This window comes from Bradyrhizobium sp. 134 (assembly GCF_023074155.1).
In the GTDB taxonomy this organism is placed as follows: Bacteria; Pseudomonadota; Alphaproteobacteria; order Rhizobiales; family Xanthobacteraceae; genus Bradyrhizobium.
Map to the genome: position 1 here is coordinate 336,844 of NZ_JADPKX010000006.1, position 14,466 is coordinate 351,309.

A 14,466-nucleotide genomic window follows, 5' to 3' on the forward strand; every position below is an offset into this window, starting at 1 on the left:
GAACAACCACGACTTGGCACGACCGCGCATCTCACATACGCTTCGCCTCAAGCCTGCACCACCAATCATAACAAGCGGGCATCGAGGAAACAGCCATGGACCAAATCCGCGTCTGCACCCACGCGGGACCGGGCAGCGAGCCCGTCATCCGCACCGTGCCGTGGCCGAAGGTCGGCAAGAGGGGCGCGCTGATCAAGGTCGGTGCCTGTGGTGTCTGCGGCACGGACCTGCACATCCTGAAAGGACATTGGCCGAGGCCGCTGCCATGGCCGTTCACGCTCGGCCATGAGCTCGGCGGAATCATCGTCGAATGCGGCGACGAATTCACCGAGGACTTCATGAGCAAGCCGCTCAAGGTCGGATCAAAAGTGATGATCCCGCCGCTGATGCCCTGCGGCCGCTGTTATTACTGCATCCATTATCCCCTGACCGCCAACAAGTGCCTGACGCCGGTCTATTACGGCCGCTATCTCGGCTTCGACAAGGCGCCTCACATGTGGGGCGGCTGGGCCGAATATGTCTATGTCGATCTCGACATGCTGCCGGGCACCAAGATCTACAAATTGCCGGACGACATGTCGCTGCGTCTGGGTGCGCTGTCGGAGCCGCTGACCTCCTGCATCCGCGCCTTCAATCGCGCCAGCCGCGCCGGTGGTTTCACCTGGGGCGACACCGTGGTGATCCAGGGCTCGGGCCCGATCGGCATTCTCGCGGTCGCTGCTGCCCAGGAGATGGGGGCAGGGCGCGTGATCTGTGTCGGCGCACCGGAGGAGCCCCGGCTCAAGCTCGCGCGCGAGTTCGGCGCCGAGGCGACGGTGAACATCGACGAACTGAAGTCACCACAAGATCGCATTGGGCGGGTGCGTGAGATCGTAGGCCACTTCGGCGCCGATCTGGTGATGGATTGCTCGGGCCACCCCTCAGCCGGCCCCGAAGGCATCGAGATGCTGCGTGACGGCGGCACCTATGTCGAGATGGGCCAGTTCACCGACGCCGGCTCGATCGAGACCTCGTGGCACCGCATCTGCACCAAGGATCTCAATGTGCTGGGCTCCTGGGGCTTTATCGGCAATGATCTGCCGCTCGGCGTCGACATGCTCTACCGCACCCGTGACAAATATCCCTGGCTGAAGATGCAGACGATCTACCCGTTCACCGAAGCGGGCGTCGCGCAGGCGGTGCGGGATGCGATGGCGATGAAGACGGTGAAGTCGACCATTGTGCCGTGGCCGGAGCTGGTGGAATAGTCGATGTCGACCATCCCCCACGATCTTGCAGCGTTCCTGGTCGAAGCCAAGCGGCGGACCTATGCGGGGCTGGACGACGACGCCACCGTGGCCGCTCCGCTGCTCAGAGGCTCCAAGCAGCTCGAGCATCGCGCGGCACCCTATGCCTATCGCGATATCTATTTCGGGATGGGGTTTTTCGTTGGCCAAGAGACCGTGTCTCGGGATGAGCGCGTCATCTGGTCGATGAGCTACAGTGGTGGCGTCCGCGCGGAGATCACCGATCGAGACACCTTCCTTGGTATCTACAAATTCCTGCGCCAGGCGCTGCTGGCCGTATCCGTCGAGGAGCCGTACCGGGGGCCGCGCGTCTTCGAGCAGGCGGACATGGTCTACCGCAATGAGGTCGAAGGCTCGCTCGATCGCTTCCACAGCATCGAGACGATCTCGCGGCATGATGGAGCGCTGCTTTACGAGTTGCGCTATGGTGGTGGTTTGCTGCGATAATTTTGAGCTCGTATCCCGGATGCAGCGTAGCGTAATCCGGGGCCGCCGGTCCCGTATTCCACTGCGCTCCATACGGGCTACGAGTCGGAGTTTGGAATGAAGGACGAGATGAAAACCGAACCAATCCAACGCACCCGCTCACCCTTCAGCGCCATTCGTGCGATCGACTACACCGTCATCTTCGTGCGCGACATGGCGGCGATGCGCCGCTTCTACGAGGAGGTTCTGGCGTTTCCGTTGCTGCGTGAGTTGTCGCCGAACTGGATCGAGTACGGCTTGGGCAGCAATACGCTCGCGCTGGCGAAGCCCAGCCGAACCGCAGGCGACGCGCCGGTGCCGCACGGGAGCGCCGCGCTGCAACTGGCCTTCAAGGTGTCCGCGGCCGAAGTCGATGCGTGTGCCGACGAACTCGTACGGCACGGCGTTGCGTTGCTGTCGCCGCCGACGAACCAGTCGTTTGGACATCGGACGCTGTTCTTTCGCGACCCCGACGGCAATCTCTTGGAGGTTTATGCGGAGATCTGAAACGCGGGAGCGGCGGCCCTGCGCGGGAAAAGTTCCATCGAAAATCCGCGGGTTATTCACGCCGGGGTGAAACTAAGGCCCGGGTTCCGGCTTTCAGTTCACGGGAGAGTTCATCGTGAAGCGAATCCTGAAGCCCCTGACCTACATCGCGGCGGCCATCTACTTCCTGGTGGATGCGGTCTTCATGGCTGTGGCGAGACCAATCTCGCGCTGGATCGAGCAGCATTTCGAATTCTGGCGATTGCGCGCCTGGATCAGGTCGCTGTCGCCTTATTGCTCGCTCGCCTTGTTTTCCGTGCCCGTCATTATCCTGGAGCCGGTCAAGCCCGTCGCGGCCTATCTCGCGGCAACCGGCCAGGTCGTAAGCGGGGCCGTAACTTTCATCGTCGGCGAGTTGCTCAAGCTCGTGCTGGTCGAGCGCCTATTCCAGCTCACGCGTGACAAGCTGATGCGGATTCCGGCTTTTGCCTGGGTCTACGGCAAGTTCACAGACGTCAAGGCATGGCTGCAGGCAACCGAAGCCTGGCGCGCGGTCCGCGCCCTCGGCCGCGCGGCGAGGGACACCGTTGCGCGGGCCAGAGCCAGGCTGGCTGGCGGCTTCAGTAGCCCGGTGACCTCCAGGGATTAAGGCTGCAGGATGAGGGCTGCGCCCGCGCGATTTGCCCGCTATGCGAGCTTGCGGGCCGCGGCGGTGGCCTTGTCGCCCGTGTTCGGCGTGCCGGTCGGCTCGATGAGCAGGAGATGAACTTCCTCGCGCGCGACCGAGCGATGCTCAACACCCGTGGGCACGACATAGAGTTCGCCCGGACCAAGCGTCACCGTGCGATCCCGCAATTCGATGTCCAGGCTGCCTTTCAGGACGAGAAAGAAATCGTCGGTGTCGTCGTGCTTGTGCCAGGTGAACTCTCCCTTCACCTTCACCACCATCACGTCGCAGTCGTTGAAGGTTGTGATCGTGCGCGGAGACCAGAAATCCCCAAAAGTCGCGAGTTTGTCGGCAAGCGATATGCCGTCGGCCATGTGTCACCCTTCTTTGCTTCCTCGTGAGGCACGATTTGGGGGCGACGCGCTGGGGCGACAAGACTTGCGTCTCGACGGCTGTGGTCTCGTCGCAAGGCGTGCAGTCGCCACACAAGCCGTTCGACCGAGAGAGGTCATGTGCACATCTCGGCACGCCCAATGGTGTGAAATTGAGCCGGGTGGCCGCGAAACCCTCTGCTTCGGCGCAAAGTCCCGCTATATGCAGCAAAACGGCCCGGAAACGCTGGATGTAGTGGGTCGAGCTGGCCAGTAAGCTTATTCTCGGCATCACCAAAGCCATGCGTCATAGGCATGGTGATTTGCCCGCACTTGGCGTAAAGAGCGTCAAAATCAAATCACCACGCGTGCGGCTGGACCATTTGCCGCCTACGCAGCTTCAGGTCGCGCGGCTCGACGTTCCGCGCCTGGACCAACCAAGGTTTATCCCGTGTCTTTTCCGACCATGAGTGCGCCGCTCGCCCGAGCTTTGGCCGAGCGCAACTACGACCGTCCGACCCCCGTTCAGCTCGCCGTGCTCACGGACGAGGCCGCAGACCGCGACCTCTTGGTTTCGGCCCAGACCGGCTCCGGCAAGACCCTGGCCTATGGGCTGGCGATGGCCAAGGACCTGTTGGGCGACGCCGAGCGGTTCGAGCGGGCGGGTGCACCGCTCGCCCTGATCGTGGCGCCGACCCGCGAGCTTGCCCTGCAGGTCCATCGCGAGCTGGCGTGGCTGTACGAGCATGCGAGTGGGCGCGTCGTCTCCTGCGTCGGCGGCATGGATCCCAGGCGCGAACAGCGCGAGCTTGCGGCCGGCGCTCATATCGTCGTCGGCACGCCCGGCCGGTTGTGCGATCATTTGCGCCGCGGCCGTCTCGACATCTCGGAATTGAAGGTGGTCGTGCTCGACGAGGCCGACGAGATGCTCAATCTCGGCTTTCGCGAGGACATGGAGTTCATCCTCAAGACCACGCCAGACACGCGCCGCACCCTGATGTTCTCGGCGACGTTCCCGCGCGGCATCGTCGCGCTGGCCAAGCAGTATCAGCAGCGGGCGTTCCGGATCGAGGTCGCCGGCGACGAAGGCGGTCACGCCGATATCGAGTACCGCGCGATCCGGATCGCGCCCGGCGACGCCGAGCACGCGGTCGTCAACGTGTTGCGCTTCTACGAGGCGCCGAGCGCGCTGGTGTTCTGCAGCACGCGCGATGGCGTCCGGCATTTGCAGGCGGCGCTGCTGGAGCGCGGCTTCTCCGTGGTCGCTCTGTCAGGTGAATTGACGCAGAACGAGCGGACCACGGCGCTGCAGTCGCTGCGGGACGGACGCTCGCGCGTCTGCGTGGCGACCGACGTTGCCGCCCGCGGCATCGATCTGCCCAGCCTCGATCTCGTCATTCATGCGGACCTGCCCAACGATGCCGAGGTCATGCAGCATCGCTCCGGCCGCACCGGCCGCGCGGGCCGCAAGGGGACGAGCATCCTGCTGGTGCCGCCCGTGCGGCGGCGGCGAGCGGAAATGCTGCTGAATGTTTCGGGAATCGACGCGGTCTGGGGGACGGCGCCGCAGCCGGATGAGATCCGCAAACTCGATCACGAGCGCATGAAGGACGTGCTGTTCACGGAAGAGACCACCGCCGACGATCTGGCGCTGGCGCAGGCCCTATTGGCCGAGCGGTCCGCTGAGGAGATCGCCGCGTCACTCGCACGGCTTTATCGCGCGCGGCTGCCGTCGCCCGAAGACATTATGGATCCCGGCGAGCGGAGCAGCCGGCCGCGCGAGGATCGCGGCCGCAATGATACGCGCGCACCGCGCGACGATGTCCGCGCTTCGCGTGGCGACGATCGGCCCGAAAGGGCTCGTCCCAAACCGGGCAAATCGTCGTCGAAACATGGCATGGCGGATGGCAGCGTCTGGTTCCGGGCCAACATCGGACGAAAAAAGAATGCGGAAGCGCGCTGGCTGTTGCCGATGATCTGCCGTCGTGGCGGCATCGACAAGAACGATATCGGCGCGATCAAGATCATGGACACCACGACCGAGTTCGAAATTTCCGAGCGGGTCGCGGAATCCTTCGCCGTGAAGATCAAGCGTCCGGACAAGGAAGACAATATCCGCCTCGAGCCGATGGCGGATGCGCCGCAGCGGCAAACGGCTTCGGAAGAGCGGTCCCACGCGCCGCGGCGCGACAGCGGCGACAGCGATCATCGCGACCGCGCGCGCGAGCCGAGCGGGTTCAAGCCGCAAGGCAAACCTCAAGGCAAGCCACATGGCAAGCCGCACGAAAAGCCGTACGGCGAGCGCACACCGAAATTCGACGATGCTCCTTCCTTCGCAAAGAAGAAAAAGCACAAGAACAAGCCGGGCCACGCCGAGCCCTCGGTCACGTCGTGGTCTGAGAAGGGCGCCGCCGGAAAGAAGCCGAAGACGAAAAAGAAGCATCGCACCTGACGGCCGCCTTCCGGCGTCGACGGGGAGGGGCGTTACGTCGCAGCGAGGTCGCGCAGCATGTAGGTTGCGCTGTCGCCGTAGGTCGCAAGCTTTGCCCGCAGCTCCGCATCAGCCGTGACGGGCCGAAAGCCGAGACGCTCCCACAGCGGCCGCGTGGCGTAGACCGACACCAATGCGAGCGTCGCGATCCCTGACGCGCGCGCGAGCTGTTCGATCGCCAACACATAATCGCGCGCAACGCCGCCGCGAAAGTCGGGCAGCACCGCGACGTCGTGCAAATAGAGGCAGTCCGCATCGCCGGGCAATTGCTCGAGCAAGCCGTCGAGCGGCGGAATCCGGTGCTGCATCCAGGGATGCGCGAGACCGTAGCCGACGATCCCGTCGTCCGTGGCAAGCACGCGGCAGCCATCGGGATAGAGCCGCATCTTTTCCGCGAACACTTCGGGACGTTCAGGCAGATCAGGATGGATCCGCGCTGCGATCGTGCTGACCGCCGGCAGATCGGAGGCGTGCGCGGGACGCCAATGCGGCTTGCTCATGTCGACCCGTCGTTCCGTCTCCATCATCCCAGTTTATTCCGATGTGACGATGCGTGCAGCGAAAAAAATCCTTGCCGCCATCTCAGGAATACGGCGGCTCGCGCGGCGTCCTACCCATGCAAGCCCATTGCATGACAGGAGAGACCATGACGACATCCTCGATCCGCCTCGCGCTCACGCTCGCAATATCGCTGGCGATGATTCCCGCCGCTTTCGCGGCACCGCCGACCAAGACCGGCAAGACCGGCAAAGGCAACGTGCTCACCGACGTCAAGGGCATGTCGCTCTATACTTTCGACAAGGATGCTGACGGCAAGTCGGCCTGCAATGGTCCGTGCGCGACCAATTGGCCGGTGCTGAAGGCCGAGGCGAGCGATGCCGCCGCCGACGGCTACACCGTCATCACGCGCGACGACGGCTCGAAGCAGTGGGCCTATAAGGGCAAGCCGCTCTACACCTTCGCCAAGGATACCAAGCCCGGCGACGTCACCGGCGACGGCTTTCTGAACGGCGCCTGGCATCTGGCGATGCCGTGAGCAGGGTGCACTGCTAGCGCAGCCCCTCATACACCATCAGCCCGCGTGCGATCTGCAGCTTGCGGATCGCGCGCGGCAACAGTTTTTCCGGCTGGTGCAGATAGCGCCAGGAGGTGAGGGCGAACGGGCCAAGCGCGCCGCATTCGTCGTCGAACGGCGCGAGCACGCCTGTCACGCTCACTGGTGTATGCGGGCGGGCGTTGAACGGCAGCAGCAGCAGCTCGAGATAGGCCTTGCTGCCGTCCTCGCGTGTGGCGGTGACGCCGGCGATTGCGCCGAGGCTCTCGTCGGCGACGATGGTCGTGATCTCTTCGATCTCGCGGCGGCTGGCTTCGTCGAACAGCGCCGCAAAGCTCGAATCCTTGAGGTCGCACCCGGCGAGCGCGCAGACGCGCGTGCCCGCGACGCGGAACGGGAAGCCGAGATTGGGCTCGCAGGACAGCACGAAGATGTCACCGAGCAGGCCGCGCACGGCCGCCGGATCGATATCAGCCCGGTCTGGCGCCCGCGCAGTGCCGCGCTTCTCGTTCCAATATGCGAAGAACTCGCGGCTCGACGGATGTTTCATGACTGAACGCTTACCCCGGGGCGCAACCTTGCGGGACAAACCTGTCCCGCTTCAGTGCAGCCGCGATCCCTGTGTTGTTGTGCAGGAGGGGCTTTGCAGCGTCCATGCCGCAGCGGCGTTTTCGGCGTCCCTGGCGCTGCCTTTGCGTCGTTAACGTTAAATTAACTATGCCCTTTCCGTGCGCCGCCCCGCTGCTATGGTGATCGCGGTCGCAAGCTTCGCCGCTTTCTCCAGGTTCTCGGCGAGGCCTGTACACAGGCGTCAAACAGTTTGGTCACCGGCCGCGGGGAGGGGTGGGGATACTCCCGTCTCTCTGGGTACCGGAAGTCCGACACGGATAGGCAGGGCTTTCCCAGGGCCCTGCCTTTTCCTTTTGTGCACTTGCGCAGGGCGGGCAAAGGCGACTATCTCCAAGGCCTGTCGTTACGCCTGTCGCTCCGATCGCGCCTGAAAGCGAAGCCGCCTTGGATTCCCCGCCAAATTCTCCGCCGCAAGATCCTCCGTCGCAAGATGCTTCGCTGGAGGTGCCGGCCGTCGTTGAGGAGGCTCCGCGCGAGCCGATCCTGACGCTGCCGTTCGCGCTGACGGCCTATATCCTCTTGCTCGCGGTGATCCATCTGCGGGTGCTGCTGCCGCCGGAACTCGAGAACTGGACCATCGACGTCTTCGGCTTCATCCCCAAGCGCTACGATTCCTCGCTGCTCAATCTGGAGATTCCCGGTGGGGCCGGCGCCAAGGTCTGGACCTTCGTCACTTATTCGCTGCTGCACGCCAATCTCACCCATCTCGGCTTCAACGTGCTGTGGCTGTTGCCGTTCGGCAGCGCGCTGGCGCGGCGCTTTGGCGCCATCAGGTTCTTCCTGTTCCTGGCGGTGACGGCGGCGACCGGCGCGCTCGCCCATCTCGTCACCCATGAGCACGCGGTGGCGCCGATGATCGGCGCCTCGGCCTCGGTGTCCGGCGCGATGGCGGCGGCGATCCGTTTCGCCTTCGTTCGCGGCAGCTTCCTGTCTTTCAGCCGATCGGATGCCGATACCGCCGCAAGAGTTCCGGCGCTGCCGCTGTCGCGCGCGCTGCGCGACGGGCGGGTGCTCGGTTTCCTCGCGGTGTGGTTCGGCGTCAACATCGTTTTCGGCGTCGGCGCGATCGGCGTCGACAGCGAGACCACGAGCGTTGCCTGGCAGGCGCATATCGGCGGCTTCCTTGCCGGCCTCTTGCTGTTCACGCTGTTCGATCCCGTGCCGCGCGCGCGAAGCGATGCTGCGGATGCGTCATCACAGGACATTTCAGAACGTATTTGAAGCGGCGCTTGCGGCGCCGCCCGAATTCATCCATCATTCCCGAGAAGAATGTTCCGAAGCGACAGGCCGCTAGCGGCGATGCTTCGCAAAGCGCCTGAGCGTGAAACCGGCGCTGAAACTGTTAGTTGAAGACTCGAAGAACAAGTCCGGACCGCGAACAGCGGACGGTTTCGATTCAGGGAGGCGACAATGACGGTACGTTCGATTCTCAACACCAAGGGCCACCAGATCATGAGCGTCGAACCGGACGCCAAGCTGGCGGTCGCGGTCAAATTGCTCGGTGAGAAGAAGATCGGCGCGGTGCTGGTGATGAACCAGAGCCGGCTGGAAGGCATCCTGTCGGAGCGCGACATCGTGCGGGTGATCGGCGAACGCGGCGCCGGCGCACTGGAGGAGCCGGTCTCGCAGGTCATGACCCGCAAGGTCGTCACCTGCAAGGAGACCGACACGGTCGCCGAGCTCATGGAGATGATGACCACCGGCAAGTTCCGCCATCTGCCCGTGGTCGACAACGGCAAGGTGGTCGGCCTGATCTCGATCGGCGACATCGTCAAGCGTCGGGTGCAGGAATACGAGTCCGAGCAGGAAGCCCTGCGCGACTACATCAAGACCGCCTGATCAGGCCTGCTGGTCGGCTTTGGGCGCGGCGCCCTCCGGCGCGGGCGCCAGCTCGTGGATTGCCTCCTGGATGGACTCCAGCGCACGCTCGGCCGCGCGCGTGCCCAGGGCGATGAGGTCCTCGGAGCGGTGGAAATCGAACCAGCCGAATTGACCGATCCGCGGCGTGATCAGCATATCGGGCGGATCGCCGGCGAGGCGGGCACGGGTGATGCGGTCCTGCATGATGTTGAAGGCGTCGACCATCACCGAAGAGAGGCCGGGCCGGGCGCTGCCGCCGCCGAAGAACTCGCGCTTCACCGTCTTCTCAGGCGAGAAGAATCTCGGGAAGCGCCGCTTTGACGTCTGCTCTTCCGCCACGGGGATCACCGGTTCAGGCATCGCGCCGTGCGAATAGACCGTCGTCGAATAGGTGAAGATGTCGCTGGAAAGATTTGCGGCGATGACGATTTCCGCGCCGAGCGCGCGCGCGGCCGAGACCGGCACCGGGTTCACCAATGCGCCGTCGACCAGCCAGCGATCGCCGATTAGGACCGGAGAGAAGATGCCGGGCAGCGCATAGGAGGCGCGCATCGCGTCGACCACGCGGCCGCGCGTCAGCCAAATCTCGTGGCCGGTGCGGACCTCGGTCGCGACGGCGGCGAACTTGACCGGGAGGTCCTCGATCTGGCTCTGGCCGCAGGCAGCCTCGAGCCGGGTCGCCAGCTTCTCGCCGCCGATCAGGCCGGAGCCGTTGAGGCGGATGTCGAGGTAGCCGAGAATGTTGCGCATCCCTTGCAGGCTGCGGCCCCATTCTTCCAGCGTATCGAGCCGGCCGGCCGCATAGAGGCCGCCGACCACCGCGCCGATCGAGGTGCCGACCACGACGTCAGGCACGATTCCGTTGGCGAGCAGGGTCCGGATAATGCCGATATGGGCGAAGCCGCGCGCCGCGCCGCCGCCAAGCGCAAGGCCGATGACCGGCCGGCGGATGCTGCCCAGGCCGACTTTCTCGGCGATCTTGTCGCTGTTCGAACCCCGACCCTTCAATATGTCCAGCACCGAAACTCTCCTACGCCGGGACCCGCCATCAGACTAGGCACCGCAGTCGCGCTCCGCCAGAACCGGGCCGAAGCATGGTTTATGCCGGTTTGGGAAGGGCACGGGGCAGGAGTATGGCGAGGCGCGGTTGCCCCTGGGGTAATCACGCAGGCGTCAACCGGGTTCCAAAAGCCGTGTCGGGCCGTATTTCTCGGGGTTTCGGAGGCTTGAATTTGCCGCGTTTTCGGTGAAAAGCAGGTGGCATGACTCTCGGGGGTGACGGCATCATCGGATGGCGGCGCAGCGCATCGCTGCTGCCGGCGCTGATCCTTGCTGCCTGCCTCTATGCCCTTGGCCAAAATGCTGCGCAGGCGCAGCTTTTCTCCGATCGTCCACCGCCGGTGCCGCCCGCTTCGGTGCCCGATCCCGGCGGCGCGGTCAGTCTGGCGCCGCCCTCCGGCCCGGGTGCCGGACCGCCGAGCCTGCCGCCGACCCTGTTGCAGCCGACCACGCCCAGCATGCCGCCGCCCGCGGTCACGACCGTGCCGTCCGCCGCGCCGCTCAACGCGGCCGTGCCCGGGCAGGGCGTGCTGTCACTGACGGCGAAATACGGCAAGGACACCCCGCCGATTACCAGCGGCCTGGTCTGGCGCGTGTTTGCCGATCGTCCCGACGAGAACGGCACCTTCAAGCTGATCCGCGAGGACCGCAACGCCACGCCGAACATCGTGCTGCCGCCCGGCAATTACGTCGTGCATGTCGCCTTTGGCCTCGTCAGCGCGGTGCGCACCGTCAGCCTGAAGGCCGAGACCGACCGCGAGTCCTTCGTGCTGCCCGCCGGCGGCTTGCGCATCGAGGGCCGCGTCGGCACCAGCCGCATTCCGCAGAACCAGATCTCGTTCGCGATCTACAAGGGCAGCCAGTTCGAATCCGGCGAGCGCGCCTCCTTGGTGCCGAACGTCGCCGCCGGTGACGTCGTGCTGCTGCCGGAAGGCACCTACTACATCATCTCGAACTACGGCGATGCCAATTCGGTGGTGCGCTCGGACATCCGCGTTCAGGCCAGCAAGCTCACCGACGTCACCATCACCCACCGCGCCGCCGTCATCACGCTCAAGCTGGTCAGCGACAGGGGCGGCGAGGCGCTCGCCAACACCGCCTGGTCGGTGCTGACCCCGGGCGGCGACGTCATCAAGGAATCGATCGGCGCCTTCCCGCGCGTCGTGCTCTCGGAAGGCGAATACCGCGCCATCGCCAAGAACGAGGGCAAGGTCTACGAGCGCGGCTTCAACGTCGTCAACGGCGTCGACGGCGAAGTGGAAGTAGTCGCGCGGTAGTGCTTGAGCGGTGATGCCGCATGCGGCCCGACGCTGGTCTTCGTGTCTGGTGAATACTTCTCATTCAGCGCATGGATCTCCCATATCTTATTACCGCCAGTCTCGTCACATGTGCGAAAGCGGATGCTCTCCGCTACTCCGTTTCGTGTTGCGATTTGAATAGCTTTGTCAGCGCTACCAAGCAGGACCGATCAACACCGGCATGGCCGGCTTATTCCAGCGGCGCTGCGACTTCCTCACAGCCAGTGCAAGATACCTATTTCCGATAATCAATTTTATTCGCTTTCCATCCTGCTGCGTTATATGTCGGGCATCCCTCCAATGGAGGAGGCCGGAGCAGGCTCGTGCGTCTGCGAGACCGGCAAGGAGCAGGGGACCAAGCTCGTCGGCATGTTCGAAGTGATCCTCACCAGGCGTAAGCGGTTCGGCTGGCGGTGGCAGGTGTGCGACCAATCCGGCAAGAAATTCGCCGATGGCTTCGAGCGCACCCGGCCGTCCGCGAAATATCATGGCGAGCGCGCATTGTTCTTTCTGTTGTCGCAAGCCCATCTGCGCAACCGCTTGGCGACGTCCAGCGAGGACTAGTCGCCTCAGCGCGTGCGGGTCTCCGCAGCCCGGCTTGCGCTTCGCTTCATCCGGCGACGAGACTTCTCTGCGAGCACCGTCAGATGTTTACAACGAGCTTGCCCTGCGTCGCGTGATCGCGGATTAGCGCATAGGCGTCCTCGACGTTCTCCAGTGTGAAGTGCCGGGCATCGAGCATCGGCAAGAGCTTGCCGGCCTCAACCAGGCGCGTGGCCTCCGCCATGATCTCTCCGTGGTGCGCGCGGCCTTCCCCTGAGAGCAGCGGCAGCAGCGTGAACACGCCGGAATAGGTGGCTGCGCGGAACGAGAGCGGCGCAAGCGCGTGCGAACCCCATCCGAGCGCGCTCACGACATGGCCGAAGCGGCGCACGGCTTCGAAGGAAGCGTCGAGTACCTGGCCGCCCACGGTGTCGTAGACGACGTCGAAGCCGCGGCCGCCCGTATGCTCTGCAACATAAGTCGCGATGGCGGTATCGCGATCGATGAAGGTCGCGCCAAAGCCTTCGATGGTGGCGCGCTGCGATGCCGAGCCGGTCGCGAACATTTCTGCTCCGAACGCGCGCGCGATCTGGATCGCCATGTGCCCAACGCCGCCTGCGCCGCCATGGATCAACACCTTTTGTCCGGCCTTCAGCGCCGCGCGGTCGATCAGTCCTTCCCAGGCCGTGATGAAGATGAGGGGCAGGGCGGCTGCCTCCCGCATGCTGAGATTGGCAGGCTTCAACGCCAGCAGGTCGGCGTCGACAGCGGCGAATTCGGCGAGCGATCCCTGCACACCGCCGACGCCTCCCGTCATGCCATAGACCTCGTCGCCCCGCTTGAACCGCGAGACGTCACGCCCGGTCTGTTCGATCACACCGGCGAGATCCAGCCCGAGAACCGCAGACAGCGGATGGCGCGCATGCGCCGCCGCGCCCGCATGGATCTTGGTGTCGAGCGGATTGATCCCGCTCGCGCGGATTCGCACCAGCACCTCGCGCGGACCGATCTCGGGCGTGGGGACGGTTGAGGGGCGCAGCGGCGCGTTGTGGGTCTCCAGGACGGCCGCGCGCATCGTCGATTGTCTCGTCATGATCGTCTTGCTCCGTTGTCGGCCTCCAATATGCCCATGATTTTTTGCATGGGAAGGAATGAGAATGTACGATTGTCGTGCGTTTTTGTATGAGGAGGCTTCCGGTGGACTGGAGCGATCTGCGCATCTTCCTGGCGGTTGCGCGCGAAGGCACTCTCGGCGCGGCCGCACGGAAGATCGGCCAGACCCAGCCGACGATGGGACGGAGACTTCGCGCGCTCGAAAAGTCGCTCGGACAAACGCTGTTCCAGCGCACGGCGGATGGCTTCGTGCTGACCGACGAGGGCACAGCTGTGCTGCGCCATGCCGAGCGGATTGAAGAGGAGGCGCTCGCCTTGGAGCGGCGTGCATCCGGCGCGGAGACGCAGCTCGATGGCTTGCTGCGTCTGTCGTCGTCGGACTGGTTCGGGACGGTGATACTCTCGCCGCTGATTGCCGCGTTCGGCAAGCGCCATCCCAAGGTGACCGTCGAGCTTCTGACCGATGCGCGCCTCTACAGTCTGCCGCGCCGCGAGGCTGATCTCGTCTTCCGCATCAAACCGTTCGACGAGCCTGAAGTGATCTCCCGAAAGCTGCTCCACATTCCCTACGCTCTCTACGGCAAGAAAGGCAGCAAGCCGCCACGCGCCGGCGACGGAAGCGGTATCCGTGTTGTGACCATGAACGCCGAATTCGCCGACATGCCCGATGCCCTCTGGTTGAAGCGCACGCTGCCGAATATGCAAATCGCCTCGCGCAGCAATAATAGGCAGGCGCAGGCGGAGCTTTGCGCGAGCGGCGGCGGGCTGGCAGTGCTGCCGCGTCCCCTCGGCGACCGCGACCGCCGGCTGGTCGCGCTCGACATCGGCGCGACGCCACCCGGCCGCGACACCTATGTCGGCTACCACCGCGATCTCAGGCGCCTCGCTCGCCTGCGCGCGCTGCTCGATCTCGTGATCGATCGATTGGCAGGGTGATGGCTCTTGACACGCTGCCGTGGCCAGGGTGTGCGCAGCGATACCCGGGACAGGTGCGGCGCGAGCCGGATTGCGCTGGGCTCATCCGGGTTACAAGACCTTGCGGTGCCCGTCAGGCAAAACACCCAAGCTGTCGGTCAATTCCTGCCCTCAAAAATATCCCGCTTTACCGAAATTCGGAAACGACGTATGCATCGCCTCACTCCG

The 14,466-nt window shown here is 64.6% G+C and carries 16 protein-coding genes; 11 read left to right on the top strand and 5 right to left on the bottom strand.

The annotated features are described in order from the left end of the window. Positions 1-95: 95 nt before the first annotated feature. From IVA75_RS02425 to IVA75_RS02440, 4 genes are all read left to right on the top strand, one after another. Positions 96-1,247, top strand: coding sequence for a zinc-binding dehydrogenase (locus IVA75_RS02425; RefSeq protein WP_247287141.1), 1,152 nt, complete (start codon positions 96-98; stop codon positions 1,245-1,247). A 3-nt stretch (positions 1,248-1,250) separates the two neighbouring features. Next, positions 1,251-1,733 carry a DUF5680 domain-containing protein gene (locus IVA75_RS02430; protein ID WP_247287140.1) on the top strand — a complete coding sequence of 161 codons (483 nt, stop codon included), beginning with the start codon at positions 1,251-1,253 and terminating at the stop codon, positions 1,731-1,733. 96 nt (positions 1,734-1,829) lie between these two features. Beyond that, a complete protein-coding gene (locus tag IVA75_RS02435; protein ID WP_247287139.1) occupies positions 1,830-2,258 on the top strand; it encodes a VOC family protein in 429 nt (142 codons plus the stop codon). Between the two features lie 115 nt (positions 2,259-2,373). Then, positions 2,374-2,886, top strand: a complete 513-nt coding sequence (locus IVA75_RS02440) for a hypothetical protein (protein WP_247287138.1) — start codon at positions 2,374-2,376, stop codon at positions 2,884-2,886. Positions 2,887-2,924: 38 nt separating this feature from the next. Here IVA75_RS02440 and IVA75_RS02445 read toward each other — a convergent pair whose 3' ends face one another. Beyond that, positions 2,925-3,278 carry a cupin domain-containing protein gene (locus IVA75_RS02445; RefSeq protein WP_247287137.1) on the bottom strand — a complete coding sequence of 118 codons (354 nt, stop codon included), beginning with the start codon at positions 3,276-3,278 and terminating at the stop codon, positions 2,925-2,927. Between the two features lie 463 nt (positions 3,279-3,741). Here IVA75_RS02445 and IVA75_RS02450 point away from each other — a divergent pair, with 463 nt between their 5' ends. Continuing rightward, a complete protein-coding gene (locus IVA75_RS02450) occupies positions 3,742-5,727 on the top strand; it encodes a DEAD/DEAH box helicase (protein ID WP_247287439.1) in 1,986 nt (661 codons plus the stop codon). A gap of 32 nt (positions 5,728-5,759) precedes the next feature. Here IVA75_RS02450 and IVA75_RS02455 read toward each other — a convergent pair whose 3' ends face one another. Continuing rightward, on the bottom strand, positions 5,760-6,266 hold the full coding sequence (locus tag IVA75_RS02455) for a GNAT family N-acetyltransferase (protein WP_247287135.1): 507 nt from the start codon (positions 6,264-6,266) through the stop codon (positions 5,760-5,762). Positions 6,267-6,412: 146 nt separating this feature from the next. Between IVA75_RS02455 and IVA75_RS02460 the strand changes: the two genes are divergently transcribed. Further along, positions 6,413-6,802 carry a hypothetical protein gene (locus tag IVA75_RS02460; protein WP_247287133.1) on the top strand — a complete coding sequence of 130 codons (390 nt, stop codon included), beginning with the start codon at positions 6,413-6,415 and terminating at the stop codon, positions 6,800-6,802. A 13-nt stretch (positions 6,803-6,815) separates the two neighbouring features. Here the strand turns inward: IVA75_RS02460 and IVA75_RS02465 are convergent, their stop codons facing one another. Continuing rightward, the gene (locus IVA75_RS02465; protein WP_247287131.1) at positions 6,816-7,370 is read right to left on the bottom strand and encodes a PAS domain-containing protein; all 555 of its coding nucleotides are present in this window, start codon (positions 7,368-7,370) and stop codon (positions 6,816-6,818) included. A gap of 524 nt (positions 7,371-7,894) precedes the next feature. Here IVA75_RS02465 and IVA75_RS02470 point away from each other — a divergent pair. Continuing rightward, positions 7,895-8,671 carry a rhomboid family intramembrane serine protease gene (locus IVA75_RS02470; RefSeq protein WP_247287129.1) on the top strand — a complete coding sequence of 259 codons (777 nt, stop codon included), beginning with the start codon at positions 7,895-7,897 and terminating at the stop codon, positions 8,669-8,671. 189 nt (positions 8,672-8,860) lie between these two features. Beyond that, the gene (locus IVA75_RS02475) at positions 8,861-9,289 is read left to right on the top strand and encodes a CBS domain-containing protein (protein WP_007611784.1); all 429 of its coding nucleotides are present in this window, start codon (positions 8,861-8,863) and stop codon (positions 9,287-9,289) included. On the opposite strand, the gene IVA75_RS02480 is transcribed toward IVA75_RS02475, so the two are convergent. Then, positions 9,290-10,330, bottom strand: a complete 1,041-nt coding sequence (locus IVA75_RS02480) for a patatin-like phospholipase family protein (protein ID WP_247287128.1) — start codon at positions 10,328-10,330, stop codon at positions 9,290-9,292. 242 nt (positions 10,331-10,572) lie between these two features. On the opposite strand from IVA75_RS02480, the gene IVA75_RS02485 reads away from it, so the two are divergent. Together IVA75_RS02485 and IVA75_RS02490 are read left to right on the top strand one after the other, a co-directional pair. Then, positions 10,573-11,646, top strand: coding sequence for a hypothetical protein (locus IVA75_RS02485; protein ID WP_247287127.1), 1,074 nt, complete (start codon positions 10,573-10,575; stop codon positions 11,644-11,646). 321 nt (positions 11,647-11,967) lie between these two features. Further along, positions 11,968-12,231: a hypothetical protein gene (locus IVA75_RS02490; protein WP_247287126.1), complete on the top strand. Its 264-nt coding sequence runs from the start codon at positions 11,968-11,970 to the stop codon at positions 12,229-12,231. A 79-nt stretch (positions 12,232-12,310) separates the two neighbouring features. Here IVA75_RS02490 and IVA75_RS02495 read toward each other — a convergent pair whose 3' ends face one another. Continuing rightward, positions 12,311-13,303 carry a zinc-dependent alcohol dehydrogenase family protein gene (locus IVA75_RS02495; RefSeq protein ID WP_247287125.1) on the bottom strand — a complete coding sequence of 331 codons (993 nt, stop codon included), beginning with the start codon at positions 13,301-13,303 and terminating at the stop codon, positions 12,311-12,313. 104 nt (positions 13,304-13,407) lie between these two features. On the opposite strand from IVA75_RS02495, the gene IVA75_RS02500 reads away from it, so the two are divergent. Continuing rightward, on the top strand, positions 13,408-14,259 hold the full coding sequence (locus IVA75_RS02500; protein WP_027567813.1) for a LysR family transcriptional regulator: 852 nt from the start codon (positions 13,408-13,410) through the stop codon (positions 14,257-14,259). The last annotated feature ends 207 nt before the right edge of the window (positions 14,260-14,466 follow it).

What these genes read in the sequence shown, in the direction of transcription:
- IVA75_RS02475 (WP_007611784.1), top strand. Translation starts at nt 8,861, where the DNA reads ATGACGGTACGTTCGATTCTCAACACCAAGGGCCACCAGATCATGAGC.
- IVA75_RS02465 (WP_247287131.1), bottom strand. Translation starts at nt 7,370, where the DNA reads ATGAAACATCCGTCGAGCCGCGAGTTCTTCGCATATTGGAACGAGAAG.
- IVA75_RS02435 (WP_247287139.1), top strand. Translation starts at nt 1,830, where the DNA reads ATGAAGGACGAGATGAAAACCGAACCAATCCAACGCACCCGCTCACCC.
- IVA75_RS02460 (WP_247287133.1), top strand. Translation starts at nt 6,413, where the DNA reads ATGACGACATCCTCGATCCGCCTCGCGCTCACGCTCGCAATATCGCTG.
- IVA75_RS02425 (WP_247287141.1), top strand. Translation starts at nt 96, where the DNA reads ATGGACCAAATCCGCGTCTGCACCCACGCGGGACCGGGCAGCGAGCCC.
- IVA75_RS02445 (WP_247287137.1), bottom strand. Translation starts at nt 3,278, where the DNA reads ATGGCCGACGGCATATCGCTTGCCGACAAACTCGCGACTTTTGGGGAT.
- IVA75_RS02485 (WP_247287127.1), top strand. Translation starts at nt 10,573, where the DNA reads ATGACTCTCGGGGGTGACGGCATCATCGGATGGCGGCGCAGCGCATCG.
- IVA75_RS02455 (WP_247287135.1), bottom strand. Translation starts at nt 6,266, where the DNA reads ATGAGCAAGCCGCATTGGCGTCCCGCGCACGCCTCCGATCTGCCGGCG.
- IVA75_RS02450 (WP_247287439.1), top strand. Translation starts at nt 3,742, where the DNA reads ATGAGTGCGCCGCTCGCCCGAGCTTTGGCCGAGCGCAACTACGACCGT.
- IVA75_RS02430 (WP_247287140.1), top strand. Translation starts at nt 1,251, where the DNA reads ATGTCGACCATCCCCCACGATCTTGCAGCGTTCCTGGTCGAAGCCAAG.
- IVA75_RS02490 (WP_247287126.1), top strand. Translation starts at nt 11,968, where the DNA reads ATGGAGGAGGCCGGAGCAGGCTCGTGCGTCTGCGAGACCGGCAAGGAG.
- IVA75_RS02495 (WP_247287125.1), bottom strand. Translation starts at nt 13,303, where the DNA reads ATGACGAGACAATCGACGATGCGCGCGGCCGTCCTGGAGACCCACAAC.